Origin of the sequence: Nonomuraea sp. NPDC050540, assembly GCF_044457485.1 — a bacterium.
Classification (GTDB): domain Bacteria; phylum Actinomycetota; class Actinomycetes; order Streptosporangiales; family Streptosporangiaceae; genus Nonomuraea.
Genome location: NZ_JBITHA010000001.1, coordinates 504,735 through 519,347, shown reverse-complemented (window position 1 = coordinate 519,347; position 14,613 = coordinate 504,735). Strand labels below are relative to the sequence as shown.

At 72.4% G+C, this 14,613-nt stretch carries 12 protein-coding genes; 8 read left to right on the top strand and 4 right to left on the bottom strand.

What is annotated here, in order from left to right; translation table 11 throughout:
- The first annotated feature begins 137 nt into the window (after nucleotides 1–137).
- Nucleotides 138–302 (top strand): hypothetical protein, encoded by a 165-nt coding sequence (locus ACIBI5_RS02355; RefSeq protein WP_184971869.1) that lies wholly within the window; start codon nucleotides 138–140, stop codon nucleotides 300–302.
- A 61-nt stretch (nucleotides 303–363) separates the two neighbouring features.
- Here ACIBI5_RS02355 and ACIBI5_RS02350 read toward each other — a convergent pair whose 3' ends face one another.
- Nucleotides 364–1,152, bottom strand: coding sequence for an inositol monophosphatase family protein (locus tag ACIBI5_RS02350; RefSeq protein WP_397242341.1), 789 nt, complete (start codon nucleotides 1,150–1,152; stop codon nucleotides 364–366).
- Nucleotides 1,153–1,186: 34 nt separating this feature from the next.
- Nucleotides 1,187–3,163, bottom strand: coding sequence for a prolyl oligopeptidase family serine peptidase (locus ACIBI5_RS02345; protein WP_397242339.1), 1,977 nt, complete (start codon nucleotides 3,161–3,163; stop codon nucleotides 1,187–1,189).
- A gap of 39 nt (nucleotides 3,164–3,202) precedes the next feature.
- On the opposite strand from ACIBI5_RS02345, the gene ACIBI5_RS02340 reads away from it, so the two are divergent.
- A complete protein-coding gene (locus ACIBI5_RS02340) occupies nucleotides 3,203–4,114 on the top strand; it encodes a ferrochelatase (protein WP_397242337.1) in 912 nt (303 codons plus the stop codon).
- Here the strand turns inward: ACIBI5_RS02340 and ACIBI5_RS02335 are convergent.
- The gene (locus ACIBI5_RS02335) at nucleotides 4,105–5,262 is read right to left on the bottom strand and encodes a lytic transglycosylase domain-containing protein (RefSeq protein ID WP_397242335.1); all 1,158 of its coding nucleotides are present in this window, start codon (nucleotides 5,260–5,262) and stop codon (nucleotides 4,105–4,107) included. The genes ACIBI5_RS02340 and ACIBI5_RS02335 overlap by 10 nt on opposite strands.
- Nucleotides 5,263–5,340: 78 nt before the next feature.
- Between ACIBI5_RS02335 and ACIBI5_RS02330 the strand changes: the two genes are divergently transcribed.
- The 4 genes from ACIBI5_RS02330 to ACIBI5_RS02315 are packed head-to-tail and all read left to right on the top strand — an operon-like array spanning nucleotide 5,341 to nucleotide 9,917.
- The gene (locus ACIBI5_RS02330; protein ID WP_397242333.1) at nucleotides 5,341–6,543 is read left to right on the top strand and encodes an MFS transporter; all 1,203 of its coding nucleotides are present in this window, start codon (nucleotides 5,341–5,343) and stop codon (nucleotides 6,541–6,543) included.
- Between the two features lie 56 nt (nucleotides 6,544–6,599).
- The gene (locus ACIBI5_RS02325; RefSeq protein WP_397242331.1) at nucleotides 6,600–7,310 is read left to right on the top strand and encodes a polysaccharide deacetylase family protein; all 711 of its coding nucleotides are present in this window, start codon (nucleotides 6,600–6,602) and stop codon (nucleotides 7,308–7,310) included.
- Between the two features lie 46 nt (nucleotides 7,311–7,356).
- Complete coding sequence (locus ACIBI5_RS02320) at nucleotides 7,357–8,634, top strand: D-arabinono-1,4-lactone oxidase (protein WP_397242329.1); 1,278 nt, start codon at nucleotides 7,357–7,359, stop codon at nucleotides 8,632–8,634.
- A gap of 53 nt (nucleotides 8,635–8,687) precedes the next feature.
- The gene (locus ACIBI5_RS02315) at nucleotides 8,688–9,917 is read left to right on the top strand and encodes a sensor histidine kinase (RefSeq protein WP_397242327.1); all 1,230 of its coding nucleotides are present in this window, start codon (nucleotides 8,688–8,690) and stop codon (nucleotides 9,915–9,917) included.
- Between the two features lie 156 nt (nucleotides 9,918–10,073).
- On the opposite strand, the gene ACIBI5_RS02310 is transcribed toward ACIBI5_RS02315, so the two are convergent.
- Entirely contained in the window at nucleotides 10,074–10,886 is an 813-nt protein-coding gene (locus ACIBI5_RS02310; protein WP_397242325.1) for a hypothetical protein, read from the bottom strand.
- Nucleotides 10,887–10,999: 113 nt separating this feature from the next.
- Between ACIBI5_RS02310 and ACIBI5_RS02305 the strand changes: the two genes are divergently transcribed.
- Both ACIBI5_RS02305 and sepH read left to right on the top strand, forming a co-directional pair.
- Nucleotides 11,000–12,133, top strand: a complete 1,134-nt coding sequence (locus tag ACIBI5_RS02305; protein WP_397242323.1) for a S8 family serine peptidase — start codon at nucleotides 11,000–11,002, stop codon at nucleotides 12,131–12,133.
- Between the two features lie 159 nt (nucleotides 12,134–12,292).
- Nucleotides 12,293–14,497 carry a septation protein SepH gene (gene sepH / locus ACIBI5_RS02300; RefSeq protein ID WP_397242321.1) on the top strand — a complete coding sequence of 735 codons (2,205 nt, stop codon included), beginning with the start codon at nucleotides 12,293–12,295 and terminating at the stop codon, nucleotides 14,495–14,497.
- Nucleotides 14,498–14,613: the final 116 nt, after the last annotated feature.

Here is a 14,613-nt window from a genome sequence, read left to right as displayed (position 1 = left end):
AGCACGCGAGCCGCAAGCCGCGGCCAAATCCATGTTTCGGGAACGGAGGGTCCGGGGTATGCCGTCGGGACCACCCGCTGACGTGTGCTCGCGGGTTTTCGCGCGCTCTTTGCGACCCCCCTGAGAGAGAAGGTGAGATGGGCGAGTTCACCACTACGATCGAACGCCGCCTCGACCAGGCATACCGTGGCCTGAAGGAGGCCAAGTGCTCCGGCGACGACTACCTCGCCGACACCCTCAACGCCGAGATCGAGGACCTGCGCCGCCTGGCGGACGACCACGGGGTGCCGTTGCCTCGCTGACCACCGAAAGCACGAAACGGCCGGAGCCCATCAGCGGGGCTCCGGCCGTTTCACGTGCGCGTCAGGCGTCGCGCTCCGGGTCAAGGGGCGCGAGCAGGCCGTGCAGGTCCTCGAACAGGCCGGGGCCCGCGCACAGTGTCAGCTCGGTGTTCGGGGCCTTGCCGCGCAGGCCGCCGATCCTGGCGCCGGACTCGGCGGCGACGAGCCCGGCCGCCGCCCAGTCCCAGTAGTTGACGCCGCGCTCGTAGTAGGCGTCCACGCGGCCGGCGGCCACCGAGCACAGGTCCGTGGCGCAGGAGCCGCCCCGCCGGATGTCGCGCACCCTGGGCAGCACCGCCGCGAGCACCTCCCCCTGGACGGCCCGCCGCTCGGGCGAGTATCCGAACCCGGTGGCGACCAGCGCCCTGGACAGCGGCACGTCCCGGTTGCAGGCGAGCCGCGAGCCGCCCAGCCAGGCGCCCTCGCCCAGCGCGGCGGTGAACACCTCGCCCCTCGGCACCACGTTGACGACCCCGGCGACGATCTCGCCGTCCACCTCGACCGCGATGGACACGGCCCAGTCGGCCAGGCCGTACAGGAAGTTCACGGTGCCGTCGACGGGGTCGACGACCCAGCGGACGCCGCTGGAGCCGGGGGTGGCGCCGCCCTCCTCGCCGAGGATCATGTCGTCGGGGCGGGCGGCCAGGATGCGGGCCCTGATGAGCTCCTCCGAGGCCTTGTCCAGCGCCGTGACGACGTCGGTGGGGCTGGACTTGGTCTCGACCGTCGCGGACATCGTGGGCCGCTCGGCGAGCAGCATGGCGCCCGCCTCCCTGGCGATGTCCTCGGCCAGCTTCAGGAAATCGGTCATGAGAGCGAGTCCGGGCGCGGGCTGGATGTCACCGTCATGCGAGCGAGTCCGGGCGCTTCCACTCCTGGCCGAGGACGTGCTGGGCGAGGAAGGCCAGGACGGTCTCGTACCAGGCGACGGCGTTGCCGGGCTTGAGGATCCAGTGGTTCTCGTCGGGGAAGTACAGGAACTTCGACTCGACGTCGCTGCGCTGCAGGTCCCACCACAGGCGCAGGGCCTCGCCGATCGGCACCCGGTAGTCCTTGTCGCCGTGGATGACGAGCATCGGGGTGCGGATGTCCTTGAGCCCGTGGTGCGGGGAGAGCTTGGCGTAGCGCTCGGAGCCGGGCTCGCCGAACTCGCGCTGCCAGTACATGGCGGCGTCGGTGGTGCCGGCGAACTGGTCGAGGTTCCACAGCGAGGCGTGGGTGACGACGGCCTTGTAGCGGTCGCTGTGACCGGCGACCCAGTTGGCCATGTAGCCGCCGTAGGAGCCGCCCATCGCGCCGGCGCGCTCGCCGTCGACGTCGGGGCGGGCTAGGGCGACGTCCACGATGGCGTCGAGGTCGGCGAGCGTGCGCGGGCCCCAGTCGCCCCAGCCGCGGTCGATCATCCGCTGGCCGTAGCCGGTGGAAAGGCACGGATCGGGCAGCAGTACGGCGTAACCGTGCTCGGCCATGATCCACGGGTTCCAGCGCCACTGCCAGTCGTTCCAGGAGGCGACCGGGCCGCCGTGGATCCAGAGCATGAACGGCGCGGGGTCGTCGGCCGAGGCGCCCTCGGGCAGCACCAGCCAGCCGCGGATGGTCGCGCCGTCGTCGGCGGTGGCGGAGATCTCGGTGAGCGTGCCCTTGACCTCGGGCCGCTCGGCCGGCGAGGGCAGGTCGGTGACCTGGCCGCCGGGCAGGTCGATGCGGGCGGGCCCGGCGGGGAAGGACACGGAGCTGCGCAGCGCGTAGACGGAGCGGCCGTCGGCGGCGGGGTTGAGCGCGAGGTAGGCGTCGTCGTCGCGGGTGAGCCGGGAGGCCGCGCCGCCGATCGGCACCAGGAACGCCGGGCGGCGGCCCTGGTGGTCGGCCACGATGTACACGGACGCGGAGTCGGGCGCCCAGGCCACGTCCATCGGGAACAGGTCGGGGGCGTGGGTCTGGCCCTCGCCGGTGGCCAGGTCGCCGATCCACAGCTCGGTGCGGGCCGACACGTCGAGCGCGGTGTGCCGGTCGCGGGCGGCGGCGATCTTGCCGCCGTCGGGCGAGACGGCCAGCGGGCCGGTGAAGTCCTGGCCCTCCTCGGTCACGACGGTGCGCCGCTCCCCCGTGGCCACGTCGATGGCGACCAGGTCGGTGCGCTGCTGTCCGCCGGGCAGGTACGTGGTCCAGGTGCTGACCACGGCGGCGCCGTCGGGGGTGAGGTCGAAGGAGGCGTTGACCAGCGCGCGTCCGGCGTCCGGCGTCAGGTCGCGCACCTCCGCCAGGCGGTCGCCGCTCAGCCGGCCGGCGAACAGCCGGGGGCCGCCGGGGCCGAGGTCGTGGTCCCAGTAGCGGACCGGGTAGCCCTCGTGCAGGATCGCGCTGATGCCGGCGTCCTTGCGGGCCTTGCGCCGCTCCTCCTCGGTGGACTCCTCGCCGGTGAGCACGTCGGCGGAGAAGACGACCACGTCGCCCGCGGTCTTGAAGGCGCCGACGCCGCCGGGCCTGGCGGCGATCTGGCGGGCCTCGCCGCCCTCGCGCGGCAGCAGCCACAGCGCCGGGACCTCCTCCTCGCCGTCCTTGACCGTCGGGTCGGGGCGGGCGGAGGTGAACAGCACGTCGCCGGCGGCGGTGGAGTCGGCGGAGCTCTCTCCCTTGGCCGAGCGGGTCAGCCGGTAGGGGGCGCCGTCGACGGGGATCGCCCAGAGCGCGGTGCCGAAGGATTTGCCGTCCGGATTGAGCGACTGGACCACCGACACCAGCCGCGAGCCGTCCGGGGACAGCTTGAGCGAGAGAACCCGAGGGATAGCCACATAGTCGCGAATGTCGTTGAATGCGCTCACCCGATCGAACCTACCTCAGCGCCCCCTAGGCTTGCCTACGTGGGAAACTACGACGCACTGCTGATCCTGTCCTTCGGCGGACCTGAAGGTCCCGGCGACGTCATGCCCTTCCTGGAGAACGTCGTGCGCGGCCGCGACGTGCCGCGCGAGCGGCTCAAGGAGGTCGCCGAGCACTACTACCACTTCGGCGGGATCAGCCCGATCAACCAGCAGAACCGCGAGCTGATCGAGGCCGTGCGGCCCACGCTCGACGTGCCCGTCTACTGGGGCAACCGCAACTGGGCGCCCTACGGCGAGGACACCGTGCGCCAGATGCGCGCCGACGGCGTGCGCAGGGCGGCGGTCTTCGCCACCTCGGCCTTCGCCGGCTACTCCTCCTGCCGCCAGTACTACGAGGACATCGCGCGCATCTCGCTGCCCGACGGGCCCGAGCTGGTCAAGCTGCCCCACTACGGCGACCACCCGGGGTTCGTGACGGCCATGGCCGACCGGGTCCGCGACGCGCTGGCCGAGCTCGGCCGGCCCGACGCCAGGCTCGTCTTCACCGCCCACAGCATCCCGCTGGCCCACGCGAAGAGCGCCTACGAGAGCGAGCTGCGGCGCAGCGCCGAGCTGGTCGGCGAGGCGCTGGGCCGTACCCAAGACTGGGATCTCGTGTGGCAGTCGCGCAGCGGCCCGCCGCAGGTGCCGTGGCTGGAGCCGGACGTCTGCGACCACCTGCGCACGCTGGACGGCCCGGTGGTGCTGGCGCCGATCGGGTTCGTCTCCGACCACATGGAGGTCGTCTACGACCTCGACACCGAGGCCGTGGAGGTGGCCGGGGAACTGGGGCTGCCGATGGCGCGGGCGGCCACGGTCGGCACCCACCCGGCGTTCGTGCGCGTGGTGGGCGAGCTGATGGCCGGGCCTGAGCCGGTGCCGTGCTCGACGGAGACGTGTCCTCAGGTATAGGCGCGGGCGTAGGCCTCGGCGTAGCCCATGACCTTGTTCACGTAGTCCCACGAGTGGTTGTAGAACCAGATCGCCTTGCGCAGCTTCTCGCCGCCCTTGCCGGCGCCGTTGGCGCACAGGTAGTTGGCGGCGCCCGGCACCGCGTCGTACGGGCTCCAGATGTCCTTCTTGCCGTCGGCGTCGCCGTCCACGCCGTAGGCCCGCCACGTGGCGGGCATGAACTGCATCGGCCCCAGCGCGCCCGCGCTCGACGGCCCGTTGTTGCGCCCGTGCCCGCTCTCGACCTGCCCGATGGCGGCCAGCACCGTCCATGACAGCCCGGGGCAGCGGGTGGCCGCCTGCTTGTAGAGGTCGAGGTAGCTGCCCGGCCGTCCCACCGACGCCACCCGCTGTTCCCGCGGCTCCGGGGTACGGCTGCCGCCCAGCCCGATCACCTGGGCCCCCTTGCCGAGGAGCTTGGCGACCCCGGCGGTGCCCACCTTGCCCTCCTTGCCGTGCAGCAGCACGGCCACGCCGGGGGCGACGCCGAGCGCCTTGCCGGTCTCGGCGCTGACGATGCCGTCGATGCCCTTGAGCCCGAGCCCGGCCGAGGCGGCCAGCCGGAGCCTGGGGCCGCCGTCCACCTGGTAGTCCGCGCCCAGCACCATGCCGAGCCGGCGCGTGGCGGCGGTGTCGGCGACCAGTTCGCCGCGGCTCAGCGCGCTCCAGACGGCCGGCTCGTCGGCGACCGGTTTCGGGGTCCAGGCGCGGAAGTCGGCCGGGGTGACGGCCAGCACGTTCAGGCCGGTACCGGCGATCTTGATGGCGCCCGCGTCCACGACCGCGACCTTCTGCACGTGCTTGAGCCGGCCGAGCGCGTAGCGGGCCTGCCTGGGCACAGTGGCGCGGGCGATCGCCAGCACCCTGGGCGGGGTGGGGGTGATGCCGGGGCCGCCTCTTCCGAAGTCCTTGACCTGTTCGGGGACCATGCGCTCCAGGGGTTCCGGCCTGGCCTGCGGGCCGGGGGCGCGCCGGGCCTGCTGGGGCTGGGCCGTACCGGTGAACAGGTCGTCGCGGACGAGGAAGACCACGCCGCCGCTCGTCACGGTGACCACGGCGACCGCGGCCACGAGCAGCACCGCGGAACGGATCGAGGGAAGAGCGGACACGCGGGACACGTTACCCAAAATCAGTTGCGCTTCCGCGAAGCTCTACAGAAGGGTGTCACGCGGCGATAGGGGGATTTTGTGGTCGGGCCGTATCGGGGACTGTTCAACGCGCCCGGGGTCAAGGGTTTCGTGCTGGCCGGATTCGTGGGGCGCTTCCCCATGTCGATGCTGGGGATCGGGATCGTCCTTCTGATCTCCGCGCTGACCGAGTCCTACGCCACCGCTGGAGCCGTCGCGGCCGTGGTCAACGTCTCCTATGCGCTCGCGGCGCCGCTCTCGGGACGGCTGGCCGACCGTTTCGGCCAGAACCGGGTGATCGTCCCCTTCTCCGTCATCAACGCGGTGGCCCTGGTCTCACTCATCCTGAGCGCCGGGTTCCGGCTGCCCGAATGGACGCTCTACGCCTCCGGCCTGCTCGTCGGCGCGACCTCGCTCTCGCTGGGCTCGATGGTGCGCGCGCGGTGGTCGACGCTGCACGGCGGCTCGGGGAAGCTGCACACCGCCTTCGCGTTCGAGTCGGTGGCCGACGAGGTCATCTTCGTGACCGGGCCGGCGGCGGTGACGCTGCTGGCCACCTATGTCAACCCGTACGCGGGGCTGGTGGTCGCCGTGGTGGCGATGCTGGGCGGGTCGCTGGCGCTGGCGGCGCAGCGGCGTACGCAGCCGCCGATCGTGGCGGTGCGCTCCGCCGGCGGCACGCCGATCCTGATCCCGGGCGTCGCCCTGCTGTCGGGCGTGTACGTGGGGCTGGGCGCGGTGTTCGGCTCGGTCGACCTGATCACCGTGGCCTTCGCCGAGGAGCACGGAGCCAAGGGAGCCGCGGGGTTCCTGCTGGCCAGCTTCGCCGGCGGCTCGATGGTCTCGGGCCTGTGGTTCGGCTCGCGGCACTGGCGGATCCCGATGCGCGGGCGCTTCGTGCGGGCGCTCGGGGTGTTCGTCGTCGGGCTGCTGCCGATCATGTTCGTGGATGACGCGCGGCTCATGGCGCTCGCGCTGTTCGTCGCGGGCCTGGCCATCTCGCCGACGCTCATTACGGGGTTCTCGCTGACCGAGCGCCTGGTGCCGCCCTCGCTGCTGACCGAGGGCATGGCCTGGATCTCGACCTCGATCGGGTTCGGCGTCGCGCTCGGCGCGTGGGCGGGCGGGCGGCTCACCGAGGCGTTCGGCGCCTCCAACGCCTACGCCTTCTCGCTGGCGTGCGCGCTGTTCGCGGCCATCGTCGGGGTGTCAGGTTCGGGTTTGCTGAGGATTCCGGAAGCGCCTTCACCGGCGAAGAGCTGATCCGCTACGGTCGGGAGATCCCTCAAGCAACACCCTCAACTCACGAAAGCTCCGTAATGTCCCGACAAATTGCTTCACTTCTAGCCATCGCCGCTGTCACCGTCACTCTGGCCCCAGCGCCCGCGTCGGCCGCGCCCGAAATCGACTGCACGCAGGTCAAATGCCTCGCGCTGACCTTCGACGACGGGCCGGGCAAGTACGCTGACAAGCTCCTCGACACGCTGAAGAAGGCCAACGCGAAGGCGACGTTCTTCCTCGAAGGCCAGTACGTCAAGACGCGGCCCGCCTTCGCCAAGCGCATGGCCAAGGAGGGCCACGAGCTCGGCAACCACAGCTACAAACACCCCAACTTCACCGATCTCGAGCCGGGGGCCATCCGGAACGAGGTCAAGAAGACCCAGGACATCATCTACAAGACGACCGGGGTCACGCCCAAGCTGCTGCGCCCGCCGTACGGCATGGCCGACATCCAGGTGTCGGACGTGGCGGCGGAGTTCGACATGCCGATCGTGTTGTGGACGGCGGGCTCGCGTGACTGGGCCACCAAGAACGCCGACGAGATCAAGAAGCAGACCTTGGCGGTCGCCCAGCGCGACGGCATCATCCTGATGCACGACTGGGTCAAGCAGACGGTCGACGTGATGCCGAGCCTGGTCAAGCTGCTCCAAAGCCGCGGCTACACGCTGGTGACCGTTTCCACACTGCTCAAGAGCCAGAACCTTCAGCCCGGCGACATCTACCCCGTTCCCGAAGGCTGGGAGAGATGAGTATCGTTCACATTTAACGGAACGATCCTTTTCCAGGGGGCGCGTCATGGTCTTCACCAACTGGGCCGGCAACCAGTCGGGCACCCCCGCCGAGGTGCGTACGCCCACCTCGGTCGAAGACGTGGCGGGCGCCGTGCGGGACGCCGCGCGCACCGGACGGCGCCTGCGCATGGTCGGCACGGGCCACTCCTTCACCGGAGTGGCCCTCACCGACGGCATCATGCTCCGCCCCACCGGCCTCACCGGCGTCAGGACGTGGGCGGAGGACCGGGTGACCGTCCTCGCCGGCACCCCGCTCAGCCACCTCAACGAACTGCTCGACCGGCGCGGCCTCGCGCTCGCCAACATGGGCGACATCACCGAGCAGACCGTCTCCGGCGCCATCCAGACCGGCACCCACGGCACCGGCCGCGACACGGGCGGCCTGGCCGACCAGGTCGTCGAGCTGGAGCTCGTGCTCGCCGACGGCTCCGTGGCCACGGTCAAGCCGGGCGAGGACCTCTTCGACGCCGCCCGGGTCGGGCTCGGCGCGCTCGGCGTCCTGACCGCGGTGACCTTCAAAGTCGAGCCCGCGTTCCTGCTGCACAACCGGCGCCGCCGTCTCCCCCTCACCGAGATCCTGTCCTCGCTCGACACCATGACCACGGCCAACGAGCACCTCGACTTCTTCTGGGTGCCGCACACCGACGCCTGCCTGGTCAAGACCAACAACAGGAACCCGGGGCCGGCCCGGCCGCCGAGCGCGTTCAAGCACTGGCTGGACGCGGTCTTCCTGGAGAACACGCTCTTCGGCGCGGCCTGCGCGCTCGGCGCCCGCTTCCCCGGGCTGATCCCTCGCATCAACGGCGTCAGCGCCGCCGCGCTCGGCGACTCCGAGTCCGTGGACACCTCCTACAAGATCTTCACCGCGCGGCGCGACGTGCGCTTCCTGGAGATGGAGTACGCCGTGCCGCGCGAACACCTGGGCCAGGCGCTGCGCGAGACCCGCGACCTGGTCGAGCGCATGGACTGGAAGATCACCTTCCCGATCGAGGTCCGGGTGACGCCGCCGAGCGACGCCTGGCTGTCCACCGCGTACGGCCGGCACTCCGCCTACATCGCCTGCCACATCTACCGCCCCACCCCCAACCCCGCCTACTTCGAAGGCGTCGAGGAGATCATGACCAGGCTCCGGGGACGCCCCCACTGGGGCAAGATGCACACCCGCGACGCCGCCTACCTCGCGACCGTCTACCCGCGCCTGCCCGACTTCGTGGCCCTGCGCGACCGCCTCGACCCCGGTCGCCTCTTCACCAACCCCTACCTGGACACCGTCCTCGGCTGAGTCGTACAGCTGGCTGGAGTGCCAGGGGTCCCGGGCGTCCATACCCTTGACGCATGACGCGTGACGCCCTCGAGGCTCTGGACCGCCTCGCGGGCGGCCTCGGCACCGCCGTACTCGCCCTGTTCCTCGCGATGGCGTGGTCGGTGACGCTGGTGAGCTGCCTCACCGGCGTCGGCCTGCTGGCGCTGCCCGGCATGATCGGGCTGACCAGGTCCGTGGCCGAGCGGGAACGCGCCCGCCTGGGCCGCCGCGGCGAGCCGGTCATCTCCCCCTACGGCGAACCGGCTGAGGGCAACTGGGCCGAGCAGATGAAGGCGGCCTGGCACGATCCCTCCGTCCGGCGCGACCTGGCGTGGGTGGCCATCCACGCCACGATGGGGCTGGTCCTCGGTATGGCCGGGCTCGCGCTGCCGATCATGGGGCTGCGCGACGTGACGTTCCCGCTGTGGTGGCGGCTCCTGCCCGCGGGCGAGGTGGGCTCCTCGCTCGGCGTACGCGCGGAGACGTGGCCCGCGGTCCTGGCCGTGGGCCTGTCGGGGCTGCTCTGGCTGGGGCTGGCCCTCGTGCTGGGGCCGCGGCTGGCCGTTCTGCAGAACCTGCCCGGCCGCAGGCTGCTGTCGCCGCACTCCTCGGTGGACCTGTCCGCGCGGGTCGCGCGGCTGACCGCCACCCGGGCCGCCGCCCTGCGCGCTCACGCCGCAGAACTGCGCAGGATCGAGCGCTCCCTGCACGACGGCGCCCAGAACAGGCTGGTCGCCGTCGTCGTCACCGTCGCCGCCGCCAGACGCGCGCTCTCCCGCGACCCCGAGGCCGCCGACCCCGCGCTCGAACGCGCCCAGACCGCCGCCGAGCAGGCCCTCGCCGAACTTCGCGGCGTCGTGCGCGGCATCCTGCCGCCCGTGCTGGAGGACAAGGGCCTGTCCGGCGCGCTGTCGGCGCTGGCCGCCGGGTCGGCCGTCCCGTGCGGGCTGAGCGTGGGCGAACTCGGGCCGCTCCCGCTGTCGGTCGAGGCCACCGCGTACTTCACCGTCGCCGAGGCCCTCACCAACGTCGCCCGTCACAGCGGCGCCACCCGGGTCGACGTCGAGGTCATCCTGTACGGCGAGGCGCTGCGGATCACCGTGGAGGACGACGGCAGGGGCGGCGCCGGCGAGGACACCGGCGGGGGGTCGGGGCTGGCCGGGATCAGGCGGCGCGTGGAGTCGCACGACGGCGTCCTCACCCTGTCCAGCCCGGAGGGCGGCCCCACCAGGCTGGAGGTCGTCCTCCCCCCGGCCTCCTGAGACGTCGGCCGGACCGGCTGCCGGTGTTGTGAGGCGACCGCCCCATCGGGTGCAGACCTTCTCGGGGGGCGGCACCACCGGGTGAAGACCTTGCGCGGGCGTGGCCGTACCGGCTGCCGGTCGTGTGGGGGCGTGCGGCCCGGAGGGGTTGTCAGGTCAGGGGAGGGTGGCGCGCTCCTGGTCGGCGGGTGCGTCGTCCGGGGGTGGGGTGGCCTCGTCCTCGGGCCGGCCGGTCTCCTCGGGCGGGTCCGTGGTCGGCTCGCCCGACGGCTCCACCTCGCCGGTCCTGGTCGGCGTCGGCGTGGGCGTCGGCGTCGGCGTCTTGCTCGGCTTGGGTGTCGGGGTGGGTGTCGGGGTCGGCGTGGACTCCGGTTCCTCCTGGGTGGCCGGGGTCTCGGTGGGCGGCGTGGTGTGCTCGTCCTCCTTGACCGGCCCCTTGGGCTCCTCCCTGACCGAGGCCGGGCGCTTGCCGGGCAGCTGGTCGGGGATCGCCGAGCCGCTGGCCGCCTGGTAGATGAGGATCGCGCCCATGCTGATCGCGAAGACCAGCGCGGCGGCGAACCCCAGCTTGAGCCACGGCAGCGGGCGGCGCCGTTCCGGCTTCTCCACCGCCGCCATGACCAGGGTCGCCTCCGCCTCGCCCGGCTCCGGCGGCGGCTCGTCGCGGAGGGTCGCCTGTGCCGCGGTGGCCAGTTCCCCCTCGCCGTCGCGGTGCGGCGGCACCTCCTCGCCGTCCTCGTGCTCGCGCCACGCGAGCACCGTGTGTTCCTTGACCTTCTCGCCGGTCCGCTTCAGGTAGTGCGTGTAGATCGCGCTGCCGACCGTGCTGGCCACACTGGCCACGGCCGCGCCGATCACCGTCCCCGCCACGCCGAGATACGACGCCGCCACCGCGGCGGTCACCGCGGCCAGGGCTCCACCGAGGACCTGCGGCACGCTCAGCTCGAACCTCCGCTGCTCGCCGCTCATCCTCCAGATCAGTCCCCTCTTGTCATTCGACAGGTAAAGAGCTTCCTCGTGAATAGACGCGAGTGCGTGTCCTGTTGTTCCTGTGACCTGCGTGACAGGAAGGCTCAAGGGCCGTGCCCCGCCGATTCGGACTGCCCTCCGTCTATGCCGCCGCGGCCGTGGCCACGGCCGTCACGACCGTCGCCCCGCTCGCCGTGACCGAGCCCGCCTCAGGACTGTCCGCGCGGCCGGTGGTGACGGAGCCCACCCGGCCGTACATCGTGACCGCGCACACGCGCGGCGACGCGCGGGACCTCGTCAGCGAGGCGCGCTGGCGGGTACGCCGCTACTACACGGCCGTCCTGCCCGGATTCGCGACGTGGCTGAGCGACAGGGAGGTGGCCGAACTGCGGGCGGACGCGCGGGTACGCTCGCTCGAACCCGACCGGCAGGTTCACCCTATGGGCGGCTGGGCACTGGACCGGCTCGACGAGCGCGAACTGCCCCTCGACGGCCGCCACCGCCCCACGGCGACCGGCCGGGGCGTCACCGTCTACGTGCTCGACAGCGGCGTGGACGTCGGCCACCGCGAGTTCGGCGACCGCGCCTGGCACGCCTTCGACGCCACCGGCGGGCGCGGCGCCGACTGCAGCGGTCACGGCACGCAGGTGGCGGGCGTCGCCGCCGGCCGCACGTACGGCGTGGCCCCGCAGGCCAGGATCGCCTCGGTGAAGGTGCTGGGCTGCGGCTTCGGTTCGATGTCGGACGTGCTGGCCGGAGCCGACTGGGTGCGCGGGCACGCGCGCGGCCCCGCCGTGGCCAACATGTCGATCGGCGCCGAGCCCTCCCCCGCGCTGGACGCCGCCGTGCGCAACCTCACCCGGGCCGGCGTCCTGGTCGTGGCCGCCGCGGGCAACTCCGGCGAGAGCGCCTGCTCGGTGTCGCCGGCCCGCCGGGCGTTCGCGGTGGCGGCCAGCGACTCCGCGGACCGGCGGGCGCCGTTCTCGGGCCACGGCCCTTGTGTCGATCTTTACGCGCCGGGCGTCGACGTGCGTTCCGCCTGGCTGGAGGGGACCACGCGCGAGGAGAGCGGCACGTCGATGGCCGCCCCGCACGTGTCCGGAGTCGCCGCCCTCTACCTGGAGTCCCATCGCGGCTCCAGCCCGTCAACTCTCGCGTCTTGGCTCAAGTCCACGGCGACCCGTGGCGTGATTCGTCAGAATCCGTCGAGGACCCCTAACCTCCTGCTGCACTCCGGCGGGCTATAAAGGATGGAATCGACAAATGTGACCGGCGTCACAACGCTTGGGGAGTATCCCAGGCAGGCGATGTTCGGACATGCCGGGTACGGTGCTGGCAGGCAACCGGCACACGCGAGAGACTCAAGGGTCCGGGGGAAGAATGAGCGCGCTGACGAAGGGACTCGCATGCAGGAGCTCCGACTCGTCGCGGTGAGTGAGGACGGCACGTATCTCGTCCTGGCGACAGCCGGGCGGGGTACGCGGTTCACGCTCCCCGTGGACGACCGGCTCCGCGCTGCCGTCCGCGGAAACTTCTCCCGTCTCGGCCAGTACGAGATCGAAGTGGAGAGTCCGTTGCGCCCCAAGGAGATCCAGGCACGCATTCGCGCTGGAGAGACCGCGGAAGAGATCGCCGCGACCGCGGGTATCCCGGTCGAGCGTGTCCGCTGGTTCGAGGGTCCCGTGCTCCAAGAGCGGGAGTACGTCGCCCAGCAGGCGCAGCGCGTCGCCGTTCGCATGCCTGGAGAGTCCGCGCCGGGACCCACGCTCGGCGAACTCGTCGCCGAGCGCCTCACCCGCCGCGGCGTGCCCACCGACGAGATCGACTGGGACTCCGCCAAACGCGACGACGGCCTGTGGCGGGTCAAGCTCGGCTACGTCTGGAACGGTCACACCCGGCACGCGGAGTGGCTGTTCGACCCGCGCAAGCGGCACGTCACGCCGCATGACGACGAGTCCATGCGACTGTCGGCGGCCGACTTCGACCCGAACCCGCCCGCCGAGGACACCACCGTCACGCCGTTCGCGCCGCGCGCCGCCAAGCTGCAGCCGGTGCCGCCGCTGCCGTCGGTGATCCGGCACGAGCCGCCCGCCGTGGTCAGACCCGGCGACGGCCCGGCCGTCGCCTACCCGCCCGGCCGTGACGCCTACCCGCCGGGCCGTGACGCTTACCCGCCCGGACGCGAGTCCTTCCCGCCCGGACGCGAGTCCTTCCCGCCCGGACGCGAGTCCTTCCCGCCCGCCCGGGAAGGCTTCGCGCCTGGACGTGAGGGGTACGCGCAGGGCAAGGAGGGCACCGGCCGCGACGGGTTCCCGCCGAACCGGGACGCGTACCCGCCGGCCCGGAGCGAAGGCGCCTACGCCCGCCCGCCCGAGACCCCCTCCAGGGAGGCCGAGCGCGGATACCCGTTCGAGGACGAGACGTCCGACTTCGACGGGCAGGGTGGAGAGGGTGTGCGCCGGGCACCGGCGGCCTGGCACCCGGACTTCGCCACCAACCGCCCGGAACGCCCCCAGTCCCGCGACACCGACCCCATCTACGCCCCGGCCCCCCGCACCGACCCGACCCCCGCGCCCCGCCTCCAGGAGCCCACAGCCCCGGAGCCGACCACCCAGGAGCCCGCGGCCCCCGCCATCCCGGAGCCCGTGGCCCCCGTCGTCCAGGTGCCCTCGGCCCCTGTCGTCGAGGTGCCGGTGGCCCCTGTCGTTGAGGTGCCCTCGGCCCCTGTCGGGCAGGAGCCCGCGGCCCCTGAGCCAGCCGTCGAGGAGCCCGTGACCGCTGAGCCGGTCGTCGACGAGGTCGTTTCCGCCCCGGTTGTGCAGGAAGCGCCCCCTGTCGTGCAGGAGGCCCCTGTCGTGCAGGAGGCCGCGGTCGTGGAGCCGGTCGCAGAACCTGCCGCCGCCGTGGAGCCCGCCGCTGTGGAGGAGGTTACGGCCGAGCCGGTTGTCGAGGAGCCGGTGGCCGAGCCGGTCGAGGTGGCGCCTGTGGAGGTCGTGGCCCCCCAGGCTGTCGTGGAGGCCGCTCCGGTTGAGGCTGTCGTGGTACAGCCTCCTGCGCCTGAGCCCGCCCCCGAGCCGGAGGCCGACGCCCAGCCGATCGAAACGCCCGAGGCCGAAACGCCGAAGGCCGAGACTCCCAAGCCCGAAGAGCCCAAGCCCGAAGAGCCCAAGCCCGAAGAGCCCAAGCCCGAGGCACCCAAGGCCGAAGCGCCCAAGCCTGAAGCACCGAAGCCTGAAGCACCGAAGCCCGAGGCACCCAAGCCCGAGGCACCCAAGCCTGTGGTGGCGGCGTCGGTTGAGGTGGCCGAGGCAGAACCTGCCAAGGCGGAAGAGGCGGTTGCCGAGAAGCCTCCGGTCGAGGAGGTCAAGGCCGCGACGGTTCAGGAGGACGAGGCGGGCAAGGGCGAGGAGGCGGCTGTGCCGGCGGCCAGGGACGGCAAGGACGAGCCGATCGCCAAGCCGAAGCCCAAGCCGAAGGACCCGTCGACGGTGCCCGTTCCTTCGCCGCCGCCCGCCCCTGCGGCCCGGCAGCCGCGCAAGGGGTCCAAGGGCCGGCGCGCCTCCGTCCCGACCTGGGACGAGATCATGTTCGGCGCCCGCAAGCAGGACTGAGGCTCCGGGTACGGCCGGCCGCGGTAAGTGGCCGGCCGTGCGTCGTTACGGCGGGTCGTTCGTGCGGCTGCCGGGCGCCTGACGACCGGGCCCGGCGTACGGCGGCGGGGGGCGGC

What these genes read in the sequence shown, in the direction of transcription:
- ACIBI5_RS02320 (WP_397242329.1), top strand. Translation starts at nt 7,357, where the DNA reads ATGGTCTTCACCAACTGGGCCGGCAACCAGTCGGGCACCCCCGCCGAG.
- ACIBI5_RS02325 (WP_397242331.1), top strand. Translation starts at nt 6,600, where the DNA reads ATGTCCCGACAAATTGCTTCACTTCTAGCCATCGCCGCTGTCACCGTC.
- ACIBI5_RS02315 (WP_397242327.1), top strand. Translation starts at nt 8,688, where the DNA reads ATGACGCGTGACGCCCTCGAGGCTCTGGACCGCCTCGCGGGCGGCCTC.
- ACIBI5_RS02355 (WP_184971869.1), top strand. Translation starts at nt 138, where the DNA reads ATGGGCGAGTTCACCACTACGATCGAACGCCGCCTCGACCAGGCATAC.
- sepH (WP_397242321.1), top strand. Translation starts at nt 12,293, where the DNA reads ATGCAGGAGCTCCGACTCGTCGCGGTGAGTGAGGACGGCACGTATCTC.
- ACIBI5_RS02350 (WP_397242341.1), bottom strand. Translation starts at nt 1,152, where the DNA reads ATGACCGATTTCCTGAAGCTGGCCGAGGACATCGCCAGGGAGGCGGGC.
- ACIBI5_RS02310 (WP_397242325.1), bottom strand. Translation starts at nt 10,886, where the DNA reads ATGAGCGGCGAGCAGCGGAGGTTCGAGCTGAGCGTGCCGCAGGTCCTC.